19 protein-coding genes and 1 pseudogene are annotated in these 20544 nt (G+C 58.6%); 8 read left to right on the forward strand and 12 right to left on the reverse strand.

Annotated elements, in window-relative coordinates:
• From BA066_03380 to BA066_03405, 6 genes are all read left to right on the forward strand, one after another.
• Positions 1-537 (forward strand): ATP-binding protein (locus tag BA066_03380; GenBank protein ID RDD53621.1); only part of this gene is annotated, 537 nt, incomplete at its 5' end.
• A 188-nt stretch (positions 538-725) separates the two neighbouring features.
• On the forward strand, positions 726-2162 hold the full coding sequence (locus BA066_03385; protein ID RDD53622.1) for a DUF87 domain-containing protein: 1437 nt from the start codon (positions 726-728) through the stop codon (positions 2160-2162).
• Positions 2146-3321, forward strand: coding sequence for a hypothetical protein (locus tag BA066_03390; protein RDD53623.1), 1176 nt, complete (start codon positions 2146-2148; stop codon positions 3319-3321). The genes BA066_03385 and BA066_03390 overlap by 17 nt, the downstream gene beginning before the upstream one ends.
• A 46-nt stretch (positions 3322-3367) precedes the next feature.
• A complete protein-coding gene (locus tag BA066_03395; protein ID RDD53624.1) occupies positions 3368-4090 on the forward strand; it encodes a hypothetical protein in 723 nt (240 codons plus the stop codon).
• Positions 4083-5861, forward strand: coding sequence for a hypothetical protein (locus BA066_03400; protein ID RDD53625.1), 1779 nt, complete (start codon positions 4083-4085; stop codon positions 5859-5861). Before BA066_03395 ends, BA066_03400 begins: the two co-directional genes overlap by 8 nt.
• 20 nt (positions 5862-5881) lie before the next feature.
• On the forward strand, positions 5882-7189 hold the full coding sequence (locus tag BA066_03405; GenBank protein RDD53626.1) for an MFS transporter: 1308 nt from the start codon (positions 5882-5884) through the stop codon (positions 7187-7189).
• Between the two features lie 7 nt (positions 7190-7196).
• Here BA066_03405 and BA066_03410 read toward each other — a convergent pair whose 3' ends face one another.
• The 10 genes from BA066_03410 to BA066_03455 form a co-directional block, all read right to left on the reverse strand.
• Positions 7197-8234: a rubrerythrin family protein gene (locus tag BA066_03410; GenBank protein ID RDD53627.1), complete on the reverse strand. Its 1038-nt coding sequence runs from the start codon at positions 8232-8234 to the stop codon at positions 7197-7199.
• 75 nt (positions 8235-8309) lie between these two features.
• Entirely contained in the window at positions 8310-8792 is a 483-nt protein-coding gene (locus BA066_03415; protein ID RDD53628.1) for a hypothetical protein, read from the reverse strand.
• 50 nt (positions 8793-8842) lie between these two features.
• The gene (locus tag BA066_03420) at positions 8843-9577 is read right to left on the reverse strand and encodes an ABC transporter ATP-binding protein (protein RDD53629.1); all 735 of its coding nucleotides are present in this window, start codon (positions 9575-9577) and stop codon (positions 8843-8845) included.
• The gene (locus BA066_03425; protein ID RDD53630.1) at positions 9577-11118 is read right to left on the reverse strand and encodes an ABC transporter permease subunit; all 1542 of its coding nucleotides are present in this window, start codon (positions 11116-11118) and stop codon (positions 9577-9579) included. The genes BA066_03420 and BA066_03425 overlap by 1 nt, the downstream gene beginning before the upstream one ends.
• A gap of 101 nt (positions 11119-11219) precedes the next feature.
• Complete coding sequence (locus BA066_03430; protein RDD53631.1) at positions 11220-11975, reverse strand: ABC transporter permease; 756 nt, start codon at positions 11973-11975, stop codon at positions 11220-11222.
• Positions 11966-12730 carry an ABC transporter gene (locus tag BA066_03435; GenBank protein ID RDD53632.1) on the reverse strand — a complete coding sequence of 255 codons (765 nt, stop codon included), beginning with the start codon at positions 12728-12730 and terminating at the stop codon, positions 11966-11968. Before BA066_03435 ends, BA066_03430 begins: the two co-directional genes overlap by 10 nt.
• Positions 12727-13659, reverse strand: a complete 933-nt coding sequence (locus BA066_03440; GenBank protein ID RDD53633.1) for an ATP-binding cassette domain-containing protein — start codon at positions 13657-13659, stop codon at positions 12727-12729. Before BA066_03440 ends, BA066_03435 begins: the two co-directional genes overlap by 4 nt.
• A gap of 83 nt (positions 13660-13742) precedes the next feature.
• Complete coding sequence (locus BA066_03445) at positions 13743-14303, reverse strand: DNA-3-methyladenine glycosylase (protein RDD53634.1); 561 nt, start codon at positions 14301-14303, stop codon at positions 13743-13745.
• Positions 14304-14393: 90 nt separating this feature from the next.
• Positions 14394-14564, reverse strand: coding sequence for an ArsR family transcriptional regulator (locus BA066_03450; protein RDD53635.1), 171 nt, complete (start codon positions 14562-14564; stop codon positions 14394-14396).
• A gap of 337 nt (positions 14565-14901) precedes the next feature.
• Complete coding sequence (locus tag BA066_03455; protein RDD53638.1) at positions 14902-15615, reverse strand: AsnC family transcriptional regulator; 714 nt, start codon at positions 15613-15615, stop codon at positions 14902-14904.
• Between BA066_03455 and BA066_03460 the strand changes: the two genes are divergently transcribed.
• On the forward strand, positions 15533-16309 hold the full coding sequence (locus BA066_03460; GenBank protein RDD53639.1) for a sulfite exporter TauE/SafE family protein: 777 nt from the start codon (positions 15533-15535) through the stop codon (positions 16307-16309). The two genes, BA066_03455 and BA066_03460, sit on opposite strands and share 83 nt — an antisense overlap.
• Positions 16310-16740: 431 nt before the next feature.
• Here BA066_03460 and BA066_03465 read toward each other — a convergent pair whose 3' ends face one another.
• The gene (locus BA066_03465) at positions 16741-17727 is read right to left on the reverse strand and encodes a threonine/serine dehydratase (protein RDD53636.1); all 987 of its coding nucleotides are present in this window, start codon (positions 17725-17727) and stop codon (positions 16741-16743) included.
• Between the two features lie 268 nt (positions 17728-17995).
• Here BA066_03465 and BA066_03470 point away from each other — a divergent pair, with 268 nt between their 5' ends.
• A complete protein-coding gene (locus tag BA066_03470) occupies positions 17996-20368 on the forward strand; it encodes a plasma-membrane proton-efflux P-type ATPase (protein ID RDD53637.1) in 2373 nt (790 codons plus the stop codon).
• A gap of 20 nt (positions 20369-20388) precedes the next feature.
• Here BA066_03470 and BA066_03475 read toward each other — a convergent pair.
• Positions 20389-20544, reverse strand: a pseudogene (locus tag BA066_03475) (transposase).

Raw genomic sequence — 20544 nt, forward strand, 5'->3', positions numbered from 1 at the left:
CTCGATAGGCTGCTCGGGGTCGGAAATCCCGAGGCCCCCCTGTTCGGGAGGGCCTTCTCTGAGATAACTTTGGAGAGGCTCCCTGCCGAGAGGTCCGAGGAGTTCCTAAGGGCCGGGTTCGAGCAGGTGGGCCTCAGGGTCCCTGAGGAGGAGATATCGCAGGCCGTTTCCAGGCTCGATGGTGTGATAGGCTGGCTCACATTCTACGGTTACCTCAGGAGCAGAGGAGGGATTGAGGCCCTGGAGAGGGCCGTGGAGGAGGGATCCAGGATCGCTGCCAGCGAGTTCAATCACTTCCTCAGCAACAGGCAGCTGGCCAGGAGGAGGTACGTCGAGGTCCTGAGGACGTTGACCAGGCCCTCCACCTGGACCGAGGTGAAGAGGGGCCTCAGGCTCATAGCCAACGTGAGCGACAAGCAGGTGTCAAGCTACCTGAAGGAGCTGATTCACTATGGTTTCGTGGAGAAGAAAGGTGATCTCTACCAGATAGCCGATCCACTCTTAGCTGAGGCTGTGAGGAGGGGTTATGTTTACTGATCGCCCGATGCCTCTCATCTCCAGGTTGCTTGGAAGCGGGAGCGGCATATCGGTGGCGCTTGCGTAACCTCGGACTGTAGCGGGAGCATCCCCCCAAAGCTTCAGCTCCTGGCAGGTGCTGCGCACCCTGAGCGTTAGCCGAACCATTGAGGGTCATCTTTTTAGATGCGTCCAGCATCGCCTGGGGGATGAGGCTCATAGGCAGGGTGGCGGACGACTCCGGTGAGGTCTCAGCCTCCGTCATACTCCTCAAGGGCCTCGAGAGGGAGGTGACCTCGGAGAGCCTGGTGCTCATAGAGAACGCTGGCTCCGGGAGCAGGGTCTTGGGCATACTGAGGAGGGGGAGGGGGAGGAACGAGTTCCTCAGGAGATCAGGCTATAGGCCGGAGGTGGCCTATCTGAGGCACGGAGGGGAGCCATCGAGCTCAAGGGAGGTCTACTCCTTTGATATCATCGTGCTCGGGTGCCTTGAGGGAGGAAAGCTGAGGGCCAACAGGATGATAATAGCCCCGGGCTCCCCCGTCTACCTGTTCGATGAGGAGAACCCGCTGGAGCTCATAGCAGGCTCTGCCAAGAGGTTGGCTTGGATGAGAGCCCACCTGGAGGGGAGGAATGACTGGAGGGTCCCTGCTGATGCCCAGTACATTCCATATCACGTTGGCGTCTTCGGATCCACGGGGACGGGGAAGTCCTGGTTCACGAGGCACGTGCTCATACCCTTCTACATCGACAACGGCTACAGGGTGATCGTGCTGGACTGGAGCGGCGAGGACTACGCTCCCTACCTCCCGAGCGTCAGGCTCTCCGAGCTGGCCTTGGACGAGCTCTCGATACTCCAGTACCTCTCGGGGCTCACGGATGACTTCGCGGGGAACAACAGCTTGAGGAACGCCTTCGATGATTACGTCTCCGGCTGGGTCGAGAGGGTCAGGGGGAGGGATGAGGTCGAGCTCTACGAGGACCTGAGGGAGTTCGTTCAGAGGGCGGTCAGGGGGATCAGGAGGGATGACTGGAGGGAGTCGGCGGAGAGGGCCCTCAGCAGGGTCTTCAGGAGGCTCTCCCCCGGGGACCTGGCCCCCCTGATGGGAACCAGGCCGGTGAGCGAGATCGTTGAGTCCGGGGAGAGGCTGATCGCGGTTGACATGTCCGGCTTCTCCAACGAGATCAAGCTAGGCTTCTTCCTGACCCTGGCCAGCGAGCTCAAGAGGAGGATGGTAGCCGGGCAGGATCTCGGGATAGCCCTCGTCATAGACGAGGCCCCCCAGTACTGCCCTCACAGGCCAGAGGGGATTCAGGCCCAGGTCACCGAGGAGATAAAGAACCTGGCGGCCCTGGGCAGGAAGCACGATCTGAACCTCACGCTGGTGGCTCAGGGGGTGGCGGGTGAGATAGGGATAAATGCCGCCATAAGGAGGAACCTCAACACGAACTTCTACGGGAGGCTCCATCCCCTCGACGCGGCAGGTGAGGGGAGCGCCAGGGACTGGCTGGGTCCCTACGGGATAACCCCGGAGTACCTGCTGACCCTCGAGGACGGGAGGTTCTACTTCACGGGCGCCATGAACCCCTCGCCGGTCCCCCTTCTCATAACCTTCGAGGTGGAGGGGCTTGGAGGAACGGGATGAGCCGGACTGGGTCAAGCTCCCTCACGCCCTCCAGTCGATCTTCTTCGAGAGGGTTGAGGAGGAGGTCTCCTCCCTGATTGGGGAGATAGAGAGGCTTGAGAGATGCATCGAACTCATCAGGGACAGGCTATCCGGTCTCTTCGAGCCCTACGATGAGAGCGACAGTGTTCTGAGGATAGGGGCCGTTGACGGCTCCAGGTCCCCGGAGATGAGCGAGAGGCTGGGGATAAGGTACGGCGTCTTCACGACGGGGGCCGTGGTGCTGGAGGGCGGGAGGAGGGTCCGTGAGAGCTATTACGCTGACTCCTTCAGGAGGGAGCAAGCCGCGTCCAGGGAGGTCAGCAGCTACCTCCTCGATCTCCGCGTGAGCTATGCCGAGAGGAAGCTCGCCCTTGAGTTGCTGGATGATGTGGACTTCCTATTCATAGACGGCAGCTTCTACGGCTTCGTCTACCCGGTCCTGAGGATGAGGAAGAGGGGGGCGTTCGGGGAGATGGAGGAGTCCCTCTTCAGGGAGATGTGGGAGGTCACTGGGAGACTTGTGGAGAGCGGGAAGGTGGCGGGAGTCGTCAAGAGGAGCCACACCAGGGCCATAGGTGGATTCATCGCCACGAAGCTCTTCGATCACCTCCAGGAGCTCGGGGATCTGGTGGGGGTGATAGACAAGCTCATACTCTCGGCCCTGATGCCCCCGCGCTCTATCTTCAGGTACGAGAGCCTGATAGGAGAGGAGAACGTCACGGTCTACACGGAGGCGGCCCGCGCCTTCCTCAGGCATGGGAAGTCAGAGGACCTCCTCGAGTTCGCCAGGAAGAAGGCCTATGAGCCTTTCGATAGGCTGGGGCTCGATCCCGAGGGATTCAGGAGGATGAGGAGGGTTCAGGTCAAGTCCCATCCGGGAGCCCCTGTTTGCGAGATCGAGCACCCCTCCGCGTTCGAGAGGGTGATCGAGGTGATAAGATCCAGGGGCATGTTCAGCGACGTAACTGGGCTTCCCCTGGCCTTGGACGTCGTGGACTCGCTGGTTGACCTGGGTTCGAGGTTCACGGAGGAGTACGTGAGCGAGATCGAGGCCAGACTGCTGGAGAGGATGGGAAGGGAAAGACCGAAGCTCATAAGGTGGTTCTTCCATCTCCTAAACCCTCAGAAGGTCTTCTGATGAGGAGGGACGGAACGTTTTTCAAATTCCACCCCCTCGAGTCGGGATGCGCGGGAGCGAGTTCTACCCACTTCCCCTCAGGAACATTCACAGGCTCCTGACGAACCTGGGGCGCGACGCGGATCCGGAGGGCGTGAGGTCCCTGCTCAAGCTCAGGGACAGGAGGAGAGTTGATCAGTACGTCAAGACCCTCAGGTGGGTGGCCAGCAGGGTGGAGGACGCTGGCTCCCTGGACGCCTTCATGGAGTCGATGGTCAGGGCTCTGATGAGGGAGTTCTGGCTGGAGGAGGCCTTCAAGGAGCTGATGGAGAGGGCCATCCCCCTCTCACCTTCCTCCCTCTCCGCCCTGCTGAGGGCGAGGGGGTTGAGCCTGACGGAGAGCGAGGCCAGGGCGATAATATCATGGATGAGGGAGGCAGGGGCCCTGAGGGAGAGGAAGGTGCCCGTTCTGACCCTATCCCTTGAGGAGAGGGTGCTAGAGGACGTGAGGAACAGGGGGACAGTCACATACGCGAGCCTCAGGAGGAGCTACGGTGATAACGCCAAGCTGGCGGTATTCTCCCTCTGGAGGAGGGGCCTTATAAGCGTCCCCTCCCTTGAGAGGTACAGGGACCTGCTGGAGGGGGTGGAGGATCCGGATAGGATACCGGGGAAGGTGGAGGGCAGGATATTCTCCACATGGCAGGACAGGACGAGCGGAGAGATGTACAGCGAGCTTGTGATCCCCCAGAGGGAGAGGATATCGGCAAGGTGGCGGCTGGATGCATGATAGGGATTTGGAGGGGCTTTACAACAATTACAGGGGCCTGAGACCAACAACTATAAGGTCTATACTCGACTGCTGGGCCGATAGGAGGCCGGTTGAGGAGAGCCTCGAGGTGATAAGGAGGGTCTTCCCCGGATCCCAGATCCTGGAGTCGACTGCCAGGAGCGTGATGAGGTACCTTCAGGACAGGGATTGGAGGGGTTGCATAGTGAACATAATCGGCGACTACGGCTCCGGGAAGACCCAGATGGGGTTCATCCTGCTCAGGATGATAAGGGAGAGGGGGGAGGCACGCGTCAGGATGATCACGGCCGACCCCCTGACCGAGCTCAGGTCCGAGATCCTAGAGGATGGGGATGAGAGGCCCCTGGTGGTGATAGTGGATGAGGTTGATCTTCTCATCGGCGATATGGAAAGGGGGAAGCGCGATAGGGTTGAGGAGCTGGCCGATCTGGCAAGGATGATGACGGAGGGGAGCTTCAGTAACCCGGCCAGGGGCTCAGTTATCCTCCTTCTCTCCAAGAAGGCTCATAGCTCCCTGAAAATGGACAGGGCGCTGAGGAACAGGCTTATCGATAGGGCGAAGGAGTTCTCACTCTCGATGAGTGAGACGGACAGGGAGAGGGTGAGCCTAGAGGCTGTGAGGAGGATAATAGCCCTCAGGATGGCCTACAGTGAGGAGGATCGCCTGAGGATATTCCGATCCCTCGGGCTGATATACCCTTTCATGGAGAAGCTGGCCCTCGACCTCTGCTCCATGCATGAGATAGGGGGGATAGTCAAGAACCTGGTCACGGCCCTGGACGACATACTGAGCGAGCTCACCGACCCGCGGAGCCTTGGTGAGGTTGAGAAGGGGAGGTTCTTCGAGGAGGTGCTCAAGCGCTTCTTCAGCGAGGTATTCAGGAGGGTCCACTTCAGGGTGACTGTGGGGGATGAGAGGAGGGACTACGTCGCGATCTTCTCGGAGGAGCCCCTGAGCGTCCCCGGAGCCAGAACCGATGCCCATTACGACATCAGAACGTACGATGCCGATAGGGGGCTCATCGGAAGCCTCCTGGTGAACCAGGTCGGCTTGGAGATCAAGTACGGGGACTATTGGAAGGAAAACAGGGATCAGCTCCTGAGGGTGATGGAGAGATACCCCCTGCTCCTGATCTGCGTGACCGAGATGGATGAGGACGAGCTTGCCGATCTGAGGAATCAGATGAGGGCCGGCGGGAGGGCCTTCGAGATAATGGGCCTGAGCCCCAAGGTCCTGGGGGTGACTCTCACGCTGACGCCGGAGGGGGCTCTGAGGTTCCTGAGGAACTGGGGAACCTTCGAGAGGGATTTGGAGGAGATCCTGAGCATACTGACGCTGCAGTCGGTGAGGGTAAAGGATAGGGAGGTGAGCGACCAGGATATACTGGCCCAGGCCTCCTCGGCAATCGTCAGCTCGCTGATGAGGGAGCTCAGGAGGGCCAGGAAGATGGTCAGGACATCGACGCTCTCTGACCTGATCAGGAGGAGCCTTGAGGGCGTTTACGCCAGGTACGGGAGGGCGGCCCCCGACCTGCCCGAGATCCTCGTGGATAGGATACTCAGGCTTCTGGAGAGGGAGGGCCTGGGGAGGCTGAGCGAGACCGGTAAGTCCTTCAGCCTGAGCGCGGAATCTAAGAGGAACCTAGAGGAGCTCTCCCTCGATGAGGGAAGGAGGAGGGACATGGAGAGGGTGGTCTCAGGGATCCTGCTGAGGATGCAGGAGCAGGCCCCCGGACTTGATGCCCTCTGACCGTTTAGCTGGGATCTGGGATGCCGGGCAGAAGGAGCGTCCTCATCTCCTGCACCCTAGCGTCCTTCCTGACGCCCTTCTCATCCTCCTCCATCACGGTCCTCCTCCCACAGCTATCCTCCCACTTCGGGGTCAGCCTCGCCGCATCCAACTGGTCGGCCGGGGCCTACCTCATACCCCTTGCCGCATTCATAGTGCCACTCGGGAGGATAGCTGACTGGAAGGGTAGGAGCACCATCTTCATGATCGGATTGATCTCCTTCTCAGCTTCCTCCCTACTGGCCGCGCTCTCACCTGATTTCACATCCTTCCTCATCTTCAGGTTCCTCCAGGGAATCAGCTCCTCCATGATCTCGGCCACAGCAGTAGCTGTCCTCTCCGAGGCCTTCCCAAGGGAGGAGAGGGGAAGGGCTGTTGGGGTGAACACCGCCTCTGTCTACGTTGGGCTGAGCCTCGGTCCCCTCATGGGGGGCCTGATAGCGGACCTCCTCTCCTGGACTTGGGTCCTCATCCTGAGCTCCCTCGCATCCCTTTTAGCCCTGCTTCCATCCAGAAATCTCCCGAAGTCCAGGGAATTAAGCTCCCCTCCCAGTCCCGCGCTGATCTCTCTCCACGCCATCTCGATGATCCTCCTGGCGTATGGCATCTCCTCCCCGGGTGGGTCCGGTATAGCTATCTCATCCATCGGGGCCGCGCTGCTGGCCGCATGGCTCTCCAGGGAGATGCTCGGGGATGGGATCTTGGGTCCTCAGCTCCTCAGGAACGGGGCTTACATGGCATCCTCCACAGCCGCTCTGCTAAACTACAGCGCCACATACGCGATCTCGATAGTGCTCAGCCTGCACCTCCAGAGGGTGCTTGGCCTACCCGCTAGCGTGGCGGGGATCATTCTGACGGCGCAGCCCATAGTTCAGGCTTTCCTATCACCCCTGGCCGGTTACCTCGCTGACAGGATTTCCCCCCACAGGGTGGCCTCGCTCGGGATGATCCTGGTGGCCCTTGGAGTTGTCAGCCTCCTGCCCCTGACGCCATCCAGGCAGCCAGCGTCACTGCTCCCCTCGCTCCTCTTACTGGGCGTGGGCTTCGCCCTCTTCGCCTCCCCGAACACGGTAGCCGCTTTGAACGCCTCCCCCATCCCTCTCTACGGTTCAGCCACCGCCTTCCTCGGATCCATGAGGTTCCTGGGCCAGTCCCTGAGCACCTCGATCCTGATGATCCTCATGGCCGGGATGGAGCTCTCAAGGGCGATGAACGCGGCCCTGATGATCTACGTGGTGATAAGCGCAGCAGGGGCGGTCTTGTCAGCCGTAGCCAGGTACAAAAGGTGAGTCAGTTTCACTGCTTGAGGAGAGCTATCCCCCCGGGGTTCCTCACCCTGAGGGCCAGCGTCTCCCAGAGCCTGAAGAGGTGCATGCCGTCCTCGGGGCCTATGTAGTCCAGCTCCGTGTCGGCCCCTATGACTAGATCTAGGACCTGGGGGTTCGATGAGATGAGCAGCGCCTCGTCCTCCTCCAGCGCCGGAACGGCCACCACATCGCCCACCAGGGCCTTAAGCCTATGCAGCTCCATCACCCCAGTGCGCTCGTGCACCGCAACGAGCTTGGCGTACCTCGAGGGGCTGACCAGGAGCACGTATGGCTGGGGGAACCCATCCCCAATCATCCCGCTCAGGGCGCCGGCCACCTCGGAAACGGCCGATCCCGGCTCGTCCCATGACGAGATCCTCCCCAACCTCCCTGCCCTCTCCTTCATCGCCCTGATGAACTCCCTTTCCTCCTCCATCGAGAGCCTCGCGGCAGCCGCGAGGGCGGGGGAGGCGTCGAGGGCGCCGGAGACCTTGGCGCTGTCCAGAGAGGCCTGGCTTATCGCGAACACCTGGCTCAGCTCCCTCAGCTGGATAACGTACCTCCTCCTGGGCTTGAGGTCCTCGGAGGAGAGATCCTCCACGGGCACGGCATCAACTCCCCTTCCGACGCGGGTCACCGGGAGGTGCTTCCTCAGAACCCTGATGCCATCCGCATACCTCCTCACCTCGGCCCTCAGGTCCGACCACTCCTCCCGCTGGCCGGGAGGATCCTGCCCAGATATTCCCGTGAGCCTAGCGACTTCCTCAGCACCCGATGCGAGTTCCTCAACCTGCTCCTGATCCAAGGACTTCAGCATAGCCAGGAATTCCCCTACGTGCGTCTTCTCCTCCTTGGCTATGTCCTCGAATACCTTCTTCGCTGCCTGATCCTCCGTGCAACTGGCCAGCTGCAGGTAGAGGTTTATCGCGTCGAGCTCGGCTATTATGCTCAGGCGGAGCGCCTGGGCCAGCTCCTCCCTGCTTAGCTTCCTCCCAACGGGGAGCTCAATGGGGTTCTTGCTGAGCATGAGTCAAGCTGATGGGAAATAATATAAATCTTCGGCCGTGACCCGATGACATCAATGGATGCTCACGATCGCGGGCTACTCCGCCCCATCCCTCCCGGGCCTCACCAGCCTCTCCTCCCTGTCATACTCGATGAGACCGGAGCAGACTCCCCAGTAAATGAGGCAGTTGAAGGCCTCCTCAAGATCTCCCTGGTGACAGAATCCTCCACTTGAAGCTATTATTCTCATAACCTCCTCCTTCCTGAGGCCTCCCCTCTCCTTCAGCCTCCTCATCACCTCGCTGAAGACCTCCAGATGCATCAGCTTGCTCCTGATGTAACTACCCCTCTCCGAATGACTCAGCCCCAGGAAATCGATTCCAGATTCGGTTAGCTTGGCATCACCCTCATCCACCGAGATCAGACCAATCATCTCCAGGAACTCCAGAAGTGGGAGTATCTCATCAGCATGCATGCCCGTCTCCTCGGATATCCTCGCCACATCAGCCTCCCCGCCCAGATCCCTGAGGAGCCTCAGGAGGCCCAGCACCCTGGAGTAGGACACGGGTAACTCCGACATGGGTCCTTCACTGAAGGCCCCTCCCAAAAAATAAACTTTGTCCTCCAAACTCAGGAGAGGAGACTGTATATCTCATCAACCTTCTCGTAGATGCCCTCATCCCTCCTGTTCCTGGGCCTCGGTAGGTCTATGTTCACGACCCTCAGAACCACGGAGGGTCTTCTGGATAGGACGACAACCCTATCGGACATTAAAACGGCCTCCTCTATGTTGTGCGTCACGAGAATTATGGACTTCAGGCTCGGGGAGCTCTTCCAGAGCTCCAGTATCTCGTGCCTCAGGGTCTCGGCCGTGAGCTCGTCAAGGGAGGAGAAGGGCTCGTCCATCAGGAGGAGGCTCGGTTCAACGGCCAGGGCCCTGGCTATCCCGACTCTCTGTCTCATCCCACCGGATAGCTCCTTTGGGAGGAACTCCTCGAACTCCGAGAGTCCGACGAGGCTTAGCCACTTCCTAGCTATCTCCCTCGAGTTCCTCACTCCCCTGGCTCTCAATGGGAGCTCCACCTGCTCCAACACCTTGAGCCAAGGCACTAAGGCGAAGCTCTGGAAGATCATGGATATCCTTGGATCAGGGGAATCTATCTCCCTCCCATAGAAGGTTATCCTCCCGGAGCTGGGCCTCTCAATGCCCGCTATCATCCTCAGGATGGTCGATTTCCCGCAGCCACTCGGTCCCACGATAGAGACTAACTCCCCCTCCCTCAGCGAGAAGCTCACCTCCCTTATAACCTCCAGCTCCTCTCCATCCGAGGGGAAGCGCTTTGAGACCCTATCCAGCTCCAGCATCATTCCACCCTGAATTTGGTCGAGTAATCGTACAGGAACCTCCAGAGGGTCCTGTTAATGACTATTATGATCGCGGTCAGGACGGCCGTTACGAATATGACTGACGATACGCTTCCCCTCTCCCACGCAGCGATGCTGAGGAGGGTCCCCAGGCCGTACTGAGATTCATCTCTCGGGAAGACCTCATCCCCCACCTTTATATATTCTGCGACTATGAGGGCATTCCAAGCGCCGCCCCAAGCCGTTATCAGACCCGTCACGATCGAGGGGAACATGCCCGGGAGCACGATCTTCCTGAGGTAGAGGAATCCCCTCACTAGGAAGATCCTCCTCATCTCCTCTAGATCTGACGGTATCGACCTCAAACCGGCGAGGGAGTTGAACATTACGTAGAACTGAGCCCCGAAGAGGGCTAGCATGATAGCGGCAATCTCAAAACCGATCCCACCCATGGGAAGCACTATGTACCTCACCAGGAAGGGCCAGAGAACGGGAACGGGGAAGGATGCCGCTATCTCGAGAACCAACATGAGCTCGTTCCAATGCTTCCCCCTGCCTAACAGGAGGGAGACTGGAAGGGTCCATGTGAGGGAGATCAGGAGCACCGTAAGGACCCTCCTCATCGAGTTCAGGGATGCAATCAGGATGAGACCCGGCTCGCTAACGTACTCGGATGAGAGCGACTCCGGTGTCACCGAGAGCGCCGTCCTCACCACCGCGTAAACTGTGAATGCCATCAGGAGGAGAGCGGAGATCTTTCCCAGAATTCTGGCCCTTCTCTCAACGAGATTTCCTAATTTCATCAGATGATCCCTCAACCGAAGCCTTGAGATGCGCCTGATGGTGCGGAAGAAAGCCCTGTGGATGAAGTGGGGGATCCTCACCCAGTGCAGCTCGAGGGGCCTCACCCTCCTCCTCTCCCCGGCCGAGTACTCGTACTTGAAGTTCTCGCTCCACTCGACGAGGGGCCTCCATATGAAGAGGTACGTGAAGGAGACGAGGAACATCGTCACCAGCACGGATATGACTGCGAGATCAATCCTTGGAGGGGTTTCCATCAGTGACAGGGCGAGAAGGCTCCCCAGGCCCGGGAGCGATATCTCGGCGCTGCCCACCGATATCACCTCGGACGCGTAGAGGAAGAACCAGCCTCCAGCCCAGGACATGGCCGAGTTGTAGATCAGCTTCTCCATGGTGGCCGGTATAAGTATCCTTCTGATGTAAAGAGTCCCCCTGATGCCGTAGATGCGCGTCATCTCCTCCAGATCCCTTGGTATCATCTTCACGGCTTCGTAAACGCCGAAGGTCATGTTCCACACTTGAGAGGTGAATATGAGGAAGATAGAGGAGATCTCCGCCCCTATGCGCGAGCCGAAGAGGTTCATGAAGAAGATTATGACGACTGGGAAGAAGCCCAGTATTGGCACGCTCTGCAGCACGTCCAAGACCGGTATCACCAGGTGCTCAGCCTTCTCATTTTTCCCAGCGATGATCCCCACGGAGAGGGAGAATATGAGGGATAAGATGTACGCGAGGATCATCCTGAGCAGTGACAGCAGCGCGTACGCTGGTGGCAGGAGGTAGGAGAGGGCGAGGATACTCTCACCCCCTCCCCTCCCTCAAACGCAATAAAAATCATCAGCTATCTCATCATCGCCCTCATGTATAGGAGCATGCCGATCGCGCTGATCACGGCGGAGAGGAGGGGAAGGGAGATGAGCTGATCCGTCGTCGGCATTGTCCCCTCCCCGAAGGAGGCCCTGAGCAGGTCCGCGACTATGGAGACCGGATTGTAGTGGGAGATCACCCTCACCGCTAAGAACTGATCTAATGCCCTCCTTGGATAGAAAACCGTGCTGAAGAAGAAGAGCACGAAGTAGAGGAGGCTCCTCACCGTAGCCTGGACATCCATCTGCTTGGATATCGATGAGAGCGCTATTCCAAGGCTTGACATCGAGAAGGCGAGTAGGACCAGCGATAGAACCGCAACCGCGAATGTCTCAACATCAGGAAACCCCTCCATAGCTACGAGGAGAATGAGGAATGGAATCGCATAGACAAGCCCCCTTATCGTCCCTCCCACGGCCCTCCCGAGCAGTAGCTCGCGCCTCCTCATGGGAAGGGAGAGGAGGTAGTGATGGACGTCCCTCCTTATCTCCATCATCACCTCCCTCCCTATGGAGAATGAGGAGGCGAATATAGCTATCGCAGTTATCCCGGGGGCGACGAACCTTATGTAGTCCGGTATGAGCGCCCTGTTCACGATACCATTGAAAACCGCTGCCATTATGAAAAGATCGCTGAGGTTCATAGCCACCAGGCCGGCGAGCCACCATCTGTACTTCCACATCCTTTTGAGGTCCCTCAGCGCCACCTCGAGTACCTGACTCACCTCCACCCCCCTCCTTCCACCTTCCTCTCGAAAAGGAGAATGCCCACCATGAATGCCGATATCGAAAACCCTAAGAGGAAAGCCATAGCTGAGCCAGGAGACTCGAATTGGGTGTATGAGAAGACCTCCGGGCACATCAAATATCTGAGGAACTCGGCAAGCTGGGTTATGGGGTTCAACATGGATGGGAGCCTGTAATAGGGGGGCATGATTGAGAGAGGGTACATAGCGGTGCTGAGCCTGACCAGGATCGCGTCCACGGCCCCGAAAATTATATCGGAAACATCGCTCGACTTCACGAAGGAAACGAATGTTATAACTATGCCGGATATCCCGATCGCGAAGAGGAGCGATGAGAAGAGGGAGAGCATCATGGAAAAGGAGTTCAGGTTTTTGAGCAGGAGGAGAACCAGAAGGAGCATTGGAAGCGTGTATGTGAGGGAGGAAACGGCACACCCAACGGATCTGCCCATCACGAATTCCCACCTTCCCATGGGCAGGGATAAGAAGTACTCGAAGAGACCGTCCTCAGCCTCTTCCAGTATCTCGTAGCTCATGTAGACGGAAAGGGTGAAGAGTATCGAGCTGTAGACCCCAACCAGGTAGAACTCGTAGAACCTGGGTATCAGGACTATCCTCGACATCATGACACCGAATACAGTCACCTGAACGGCGAACCAGGTGAACCTCATCGCTATGAAGAACTTGTACCTCCTAGTCTTGGAGAGCTCCCTCCTCACCAGGAAGATCGCACCCCTCATATCCTCTCCCTCGTGAAGTAGAGGAAAACGTCATCCAAACTGGGCTCCTTCATCTTCATGTACCTCACCTTCGCCCTGAACTTCGATATCCTGTCTAAGATGACTGGGATGAGCTCCTCTCCCCTGTTCAGATGCATCCTGATCCCGCCTTGATCCGACATCACCCTGGACACTCCATCTATCTCGCTCAGCTGGTTCACCATCTCCTCCCTAGGGGGAACGTCGAGCTGTATCTCGAGTATATCTCCACCAGGTATGCTGTCCTTGAGCTCCGAGGGCGTGCCGGAGGACACCAATCTCCCCTCATACATTATTCCGATCTTATCCGATACAATGTCGGCCTCGTTCGTGTCATTGGTTGCTAGCATCACGGTCGAACCGGAGTCCCTCAGCTCCCTAATCATGTCCCATATCACGTGCTTCCCCAGCACGTCGACCTGGGCCGTTGGTTCATCGAATATGGCGAATTTAGGTCTCTGGACGAATATCTTGGCCACTTCAACCCTCTTCCTGTTCCCCCCACTGAGTTGATAGAAGAACTTGTTCCTTTGATCCCATATCTCGAGCCTCTCCATGACTTCCTTGACCCTCTCCTTCAGCTCCTGCCCCCTGAGGCCGCATATCCTTCCGTGCCACTCCACTATCTCTATGGGCTTGTCCACCCAAGTGGCCTTGGGCTCCTGGAAAGCTATGCCGAGCAGGCCCCTCACCTTATCCGGCTCCCTCACCACATCATACCCCCCGATTCTGGCCGTCCCGGCGGTCGGCTTTATGACTGTCGCCAGCATCAGTATCGTAGTCGTCTTCCCGGCTCCATTCGGGCCAAGCAGACCGAATATCTCCCCTTCATCTATGCTCAGGCTCAACCCCTTGACGGCTGGATTCCTCCCGTAGTACTTGGTTATGTTCAGAACCTCGACGAATGCCATCGCGGGAGCGAATCACTGTACCCTAAAAAATTTATCCGAAAAAGCCGCCGGAGCCCTCGGCACACAGCAGCGTGTGCTGGAACTCAGCCCACGATGAACCTATCTATGCAGGAGATCCTGAAGTTGAGGGGCTCGGGGAGGTCCTCCCTCACCCCCACCCTGGGGGATCTCGAGATGCAATCCCGACCCACGCTCACGCCAACCGCGAGCCGAAGCTCCTTATCGCAACGGCAAAGGAAGGCCTTATGGTGACGCTTGTCCACCCTGAGGTACCTGGTGACACGCCCCGGGCCCCATATGGGATCATCAACGGGCTTCAAGGTTTCCGGATCGACGGGGACTATGCCCCTTATGAGGACGGCTCCCGCCTCCCCATCCTCGTGAGCCACCACGTTGAGGAGCCACTCCCTGTGAACCCCGTAAACGAGGGCCGTGCAGGGCTCCCCATACATGGTCCTCGCGAGATCCCCTCCCTTCCTGGCCCTGGACGCGGGATCCTCGGGGCCGAAGTAGGGTTCGACCTCAGTGACCATGCCCGCTACCCACTCGGCCCCGTTCAGGACGACCTTGCCGAGCAGCTCGACGGCCACCAGATCGGGCCTCCTGCGGAAGAAGTCACGCTCCAGTACGGCAGGCTTCGACATTGCACCGCTCACCCGGAGCTTTCGTTAGGCACCAGTGAGGTGCCCTTGATGGTGATCCACGGCCACAAGCATAAAAAAAGCTGAGGAGGTTCACTTGAGCTTGTACTTCCCGTCGCCCGTCTTCTCTATCTTCCCGGCCTTCTCAAGCCTGGTCAGCTGGCCCTTCACAACACCCTCCTTCGCCCCCGTGGCCTTCACGAGCTCACTCAGGGACTTCGGACCGGACTTGAGCTGCTCGAGTATCTTGTCCTTCACACCCATCCCGATCCCCCCTCACCCTATTGGAGTCACCCGGAGGAGATCTAAATATTTAACGCCGCTCCGATGGGCTGGATGGTCGATTAGGGCGCGGATTATTGGCATTTTAAACCGTAATCTTGGGAAAATAATTAAATTGAATTCCATTTATCATTAAAAATCATGGGAATATCGGTCTAGAGGAAAATTTCATCGCACGCTACCGGGATTCTCAAAGCTCTGCCCTCCTCCGCGCAGCCCCCGGCATCCGCATGATAGCTCCCGGTGATCCGCGAGTGAGCTCCCCTCGAGGAGGTCCGCCATCGCGAATATGAGCTCGAGGGATGCCCTGGATCCGAGATCAAAGCGCACCCCTGTAGCACGCGGAGGCCGGGCAGCCCGGGCAAGAGCCCTCCCCGTACCTCCTGCAGGAGCAGCAGTCGATGCCGCAGGGAGGGGAGGATCTCTCCACATGCACCCTCAATGGGACGTGTTCAGGATACACTATGGCGCCACCCACGACGACATCGCTCCTCCTGACACCCTCATCCGTCCTAATGGCGCACTCCGATGTTATCGCCTCGAGCGCTCCCATGTCCTCGGCCACCATGATGGCCAGCAGGTTACCTCCAATGTTCCTGGAGAGGAATATGAGCCTGGGGCAGTCCCTGAACCTCCTTATTATCCTCTCCTCGGCCTCCCTGTTGACGCACTCGATTGAGATTATCACGTGCCTCAGCCCAAGCTGGGAGGGATTTATCCAGGCTGAGATCCTTATCAGTCCCCTCCTCCTGAGGCTTTGGATCCTGTTCCTAACGGCCACATGTGACACACCGAGAGCCCTGCCAAGATTCGAGAGGGAGGCCCTTCCATCGGCCTGCAGGAGCCTTATGAGCCTCTTCTCCCTCTCACCCAGCCCCCTGATCATATTACAATTTGTAACTAAAATGTTTATAAAAATTACGGAATGAATTTTTACGGTGGGGAGGATGATGCTCCGGGAGATAGCGCTCCTCCTGACGGGCCTGGCCGGCGGCATAGTTGGAGGCCTCTTGGGGACCGGAGGCTGCGTCATAATGCTCCCGGCCCTGGCCTTCCTCTTCGGCTACAGGCTGCCCGTGGCCATAGGGACGACCATAACGGCCGTCATAATAACCGCAAGCTCGGGGGCCGTGGGACACATAAGGATAGGGAACGTCGATTACAAAACTGCCAAGGTCATAGCGATCTCTGGTGCGGTCGGTGCTGCCGTGGGAAGCCTTATATTCATCCTGCTCGCTGGAAACACTTCCATCCTAAGCCTGATACTTGGCCTGGCCTTCCTCTACGTCTCGATCAGGATGATATATGAGGGCTCGAGGAGGTCCATGGGCGCAGGGGAGGGGAAGGAGATACCGGGAAGCGGTGCGAGGAAAGGTATACTTGGCTTCCTCATAGGAGTCCTAACCGGTATAGTGGGACTGGGAGGCGGATACGCCCTGGTTCCCTCGTTCATCTACATCCTCGGAGCCCCCGTGAAGCTGGCCGTTGGAACATCCCTAGCCTCCTTCATATCGATGGCCCTCGTCTCGGGGGCCTTCAAGCTCGCCCAGGGTTACGTTGATCTGATAGCAGCTCTCCTCCTGGGAGTTGGAACCGCCTTTGGGGCCCAGATAGGGGCGAGACTCGTTCCCAAGCTCCCGGCATGGGCGATAAAGCTTCTATTCGGGCTGGTGTTCCTCTACGTCTCCCTTAAGTTCATACTCACCCCCCTGGGCATCAGGATCTGATCCCATTGAACAAATTTTTTCACTCCTCAACCCCGGGTTGAGGCATATCGCGATCACCTGGGCTCTGGTTGCCCAGGACCCGTCTCTGGCGTCTCCCTTCTCAAGGTTTCACCTCATCAATCCCCGTGTTCGATGATCGGAGCTCTGAGGACCATCATAGCCCTGAGGTTCCTCCCCGCTGCGGTCATGGGCTCAATTGCACCATTGAAGGCCCTCACCGGGCATGTTGAAGTGGTGACGCTCCGGCTGAGAGAGAAGGTAGGCTGCTCATCAGGACTGACGAGTCCCTCAAGGCGCTATCGATAATGATGGGAGCCATGACCCGCTGATGTTTCAAATCGAGCGGACGATACGGTTGATGGCCAAGGCGAAGCTCCTCGAAGGCATCTCTGAGCCCTTAGAGGCTCAAGACGGGATGGGGATTTTTGTGTTCATCCCAAAACCTCGCGGAGGAGATCGGTCCTGAGGTTGCAGCCCGTCACCATCAAAACGACCTTCTCCCCCTCAAGCGCGCCCCTGATCCTCATAGCGGCCGCCAGGGATGCCGCTCCGGCCGGCTCTGCCAGGATCCTCTCGCGCCTGTAAAGCTCCCTGATGGCGCGCACCATCTCACCATCGCTCACGAGGATAACATCATCTATCCTCCCCCTGAGTATCTCGAAGGGGAGCTCGTAGGCCCTGGATGTGGCCAGACCCTCCGCTATCGTATCGGCCCTTCCCGTGCTCACCAGCCTCCCGGATCTCAGGGACTGATGGAAGCTGGATGCCCCCTCGGCCTGAACGCCGATGACCCTGATGGAGGGATCCGCGGCCTTGTAGACGATCACAGCACCGCAGGCTCCCGATCCTCCACCTATGGGGTTCAGGACGACGCTCACATCCGGAAGATCTTCAAGGACCTCCAGATGCATTGTCCCAACACCGGCAAAGAGGAGAGGTTCGTTGGCACTGTGAACGAATGTCATATCATGCTTTTTTGAGTATTCGATTGCGTAGTCGAGACTCTCATCGAACACGTTACCGTGGAACACCACCTCACCGCCCAAAGCCCTGACGGCCTCCACCTTGTTCTCGGGAACCCCATGGGGCATGACTATGACCGACCTCAGCCCGGCCAGGGAGGCCGCGTAAGCTGCTGCCTGGGCGAAGTTCCCAGTGGAGGCGACCACTATCCCTTTCCTGATCCTGTCCCCCATCACGTTGACATAGTAGACCATTCCCCTGACCTTGAAGGCCCTCGTGGGCAGCACGCACTCATATTTCAGGTAAACATCGAATCCGAGATCGCTGGAAAGCGATTTAGAGTGCAGCAGCGGTGTCCTAGGCAGGAATCTGCTTATAACGCGCTTGGCCCTGAAGACATCCCTCAGGCTCGGGAATCGCCCGTTCTCCGGGTGAGATTTTGTTGCGTGACCCATGAGGGGAAGGTCCAGGCCATGAATTTAACTTTTTGGGGGCTGGGGATGGAGTCGTGGGACGTAGCCCGCTGATCATCCATGCAGCCCCCGAGATCGTCGAGCTCACCTCCTCGCATGACATCGGATGTATGGAGCGCCTCCATGCCATTCGATCCTCCCCTCTCGGAGCTTCATCCTATCTGTGGGACCCCTTCAGCTGCTCAGCGAGCCGCTTTAATGATCACGGCATCTCATGAGCTTTATAAATTCGACTGGACATCGGCTCGCAATGGAAGCGGACATTGAGGAGATCCTCCGCACTCTTGGCAGTTCCCCAAGGGGACTGAGCGAGGAGGAGGCCGAGAGAAGGCTGCGGGAGCTGGGACCGAACGAGGTCACGGAGAGGAAGGAGAATCCGCTGCTCAAGTACCTGAGGAGATACTGGGGTCCGCTGCCGTGGCTCATGGAGGCCACGGCTATCCTCTCCTACCTGACGGGCAGGGTCCTCGAGGCCGGGATCATGATCGCGCTCCTCGTGATGAACGCCACCCTGGGGCACCTCCATGCCAGGTCCAGCAGGAGAGCCATCGAGTCGTTGAGGAGGAGGCTTCGCGTGAAGGTCAGCGTCCTCCGCGATGGAAGGTGGGTCGAGAAGGATGCGAGGGAGCTCGTCCCAGGGGATGTCATCTTCCTCAGGCTGGGAAGCATGGTCCCGGCTGACTCGAGGATCATTGAGGGCGAACTGCTCGTGGATCAGTCCGCCCTCACCGGGGAGAGCCTCCCGGTGGAGAGGAGGAGGGGGGAAATTCTCTTCTCAGGCTCCTTGGTGAAGCGCGGTGAGGCTAAATGCGTCGTGGTGAGCACGGGCAGCAGGACTTACTACGGCAGGACCATAGAGCTCGTCAAATCCGCTGATTCGAGATCCCTCCAGGAGGAGACCATCCTGACCGTCATGAGGAATATGTTCTTTCTGGGTGTGATCGGCCTCGCAATAGCTTTTGCCGTTGGGATCTACGAGGGGTGGAGATTATTTGATCTGATCAGCCTTGGCATCGTTTTCCTCATGTCCTCGGTCCCAGTCGCCCTTCCAGCCGTCCTCACGATACTCCAGGCATATGGGGCCATCGAGATGTCCAGGCGGGGGATCCTGGTCACGAGACTGGGCGCCTCGGAGGACCTGGCGGCTGTGGATGTAATGTGCTTCGACAAGACAGGGACCCTGACGCTCAACAGGCTCCGGGTCGCTCAAATAGATGCCCTGAATGTGAGCGAGGAAAAGCTTTTGGAGTACGCCTCGTGCGTTGCGAGGGAGGAGTCCCTCGATCCGCTGGAGCTAGCGATAATCGAGCGCACCCGTGGCATCGGGGTGGGGAGGCTCAGACTGCTGAAGCTCACCCCCTTCGATCCCTCCCTAAAGAGGAGGGAGGCCACCGTGGAGGAGGACGGCAGGATGATCAGGATCGCGCTAGGGGAGCCCCACACGATCCTCGGGCTTTGCGAGCAGGGAGAGGCCGAGAGGAGGTTCCTAGAGGAGAAGCTCTCGGAAGCCTCGAGTAAGGGCCTCAGAACCCTGGCCGTTGCCGCGGGCAATGAGAACGATCCTAATCTCAGGTTCCTCGGCCTCATACACATGCTGGATCCCCCAAGACCGGAGTCAGGCGAACTCATAAGGGAGCTGAGGGATCTGGGCGTCAGGCCCATGATGCTGACCGGTGACAACGAGGCGGTGGCGCGGGAGATAGCCCGCTTGGTCGGCTTGGGAGAGAAGGTCATCTCCGTGCGGAGGATTCGGGAGGGCGTTGACATCGAGGAACTTGACGGCCTCGCGGAGGTCCTCCCCGAGGATAAGTTCGACATCGTGAGGGGGCTTCAGCAGAGAGGGCACATCGTCGCCGTGACCGGGGACGGGGTCAACGATGCCCCGGCCCTTAGTCAGGCTGATGTGGGCATCGCCGTAGAGGGCGCGACGGATGCCGCGAAGAGCGCTGCCAGCATCGTGCTCGTCAGATCCGGGCTCTCCGTCATAGTCGATGCGGTGAGGATCAGCAGGGTGATACATGAGAGGGCCCTGACGTGGGTCGTGAACAAGATAGTGAAGATCCTGCAGACGATTGGGGTCATGCTACTGGCGATGCTCTGGATCAGGAGAATGGCACTGACCCCGCTTGACATGGCGCTTCTCCTAATTGCGAACGACTTCCTAACGATGTCCATAGCGACTGACAACCAGACACCCTCGAAGAAGCCCGCGAGATGGGAAATGCGGAGAATTCTGGAGTTCTCCCTTCCAATGGGCCTCCTATACGTTATTCCTCCCTTGGCGGTGCTCTGGCTGGCCCTGCATCTCGGGCTGGATTGGAGCACCTCGAGGGGGATGCTACTCCTCTCCCTCATCTACACCAGCCAGTTCAGGATCCTGCAGGCCAGGGAGAGGGGGTTCTTCTGGAGATCGAGGCCGGGCCGGGAGCTGATCCTCTCGATGCTGGGAACATCATCCATCTTCACCCTTATGGCCCTCGCCGGTTTCATTGTCCCCAGGCTCACCTTGGGGGAGGTTTCATTGGCATTGGCCCTCTCATCTACGATCCTCCTGACGGACCCCCTGAAGGTGGCCCTGGCGAATGGGATCATAGGCCGGGGGTTCGGGGTTCGGCTTACATAGGCACTTGTAAACCTATGTAAGCCTTGGTGCACATCAACCTCAGCCCCCTCCGGGTTCATCGGGGGCATATCATCGGTCTCGCACCCCTTCGGGGCAACCCCGCTCCTTCTCAGGATTGGAAGGATCTCCTCCCAAACCCTCATCGAAGGAGGAAATCCCCACATCCTTAGGTAAAG

The organism is Candidatus Korarchaeota archaeon NZ13-K (assembly GCA_003344655.1).
Classification (GTDB): domain Archaea; phylum Korarchaeota; class Korarchaeia; order Korarchaeales; family Korarchaeaceae; genus Korarchaeum.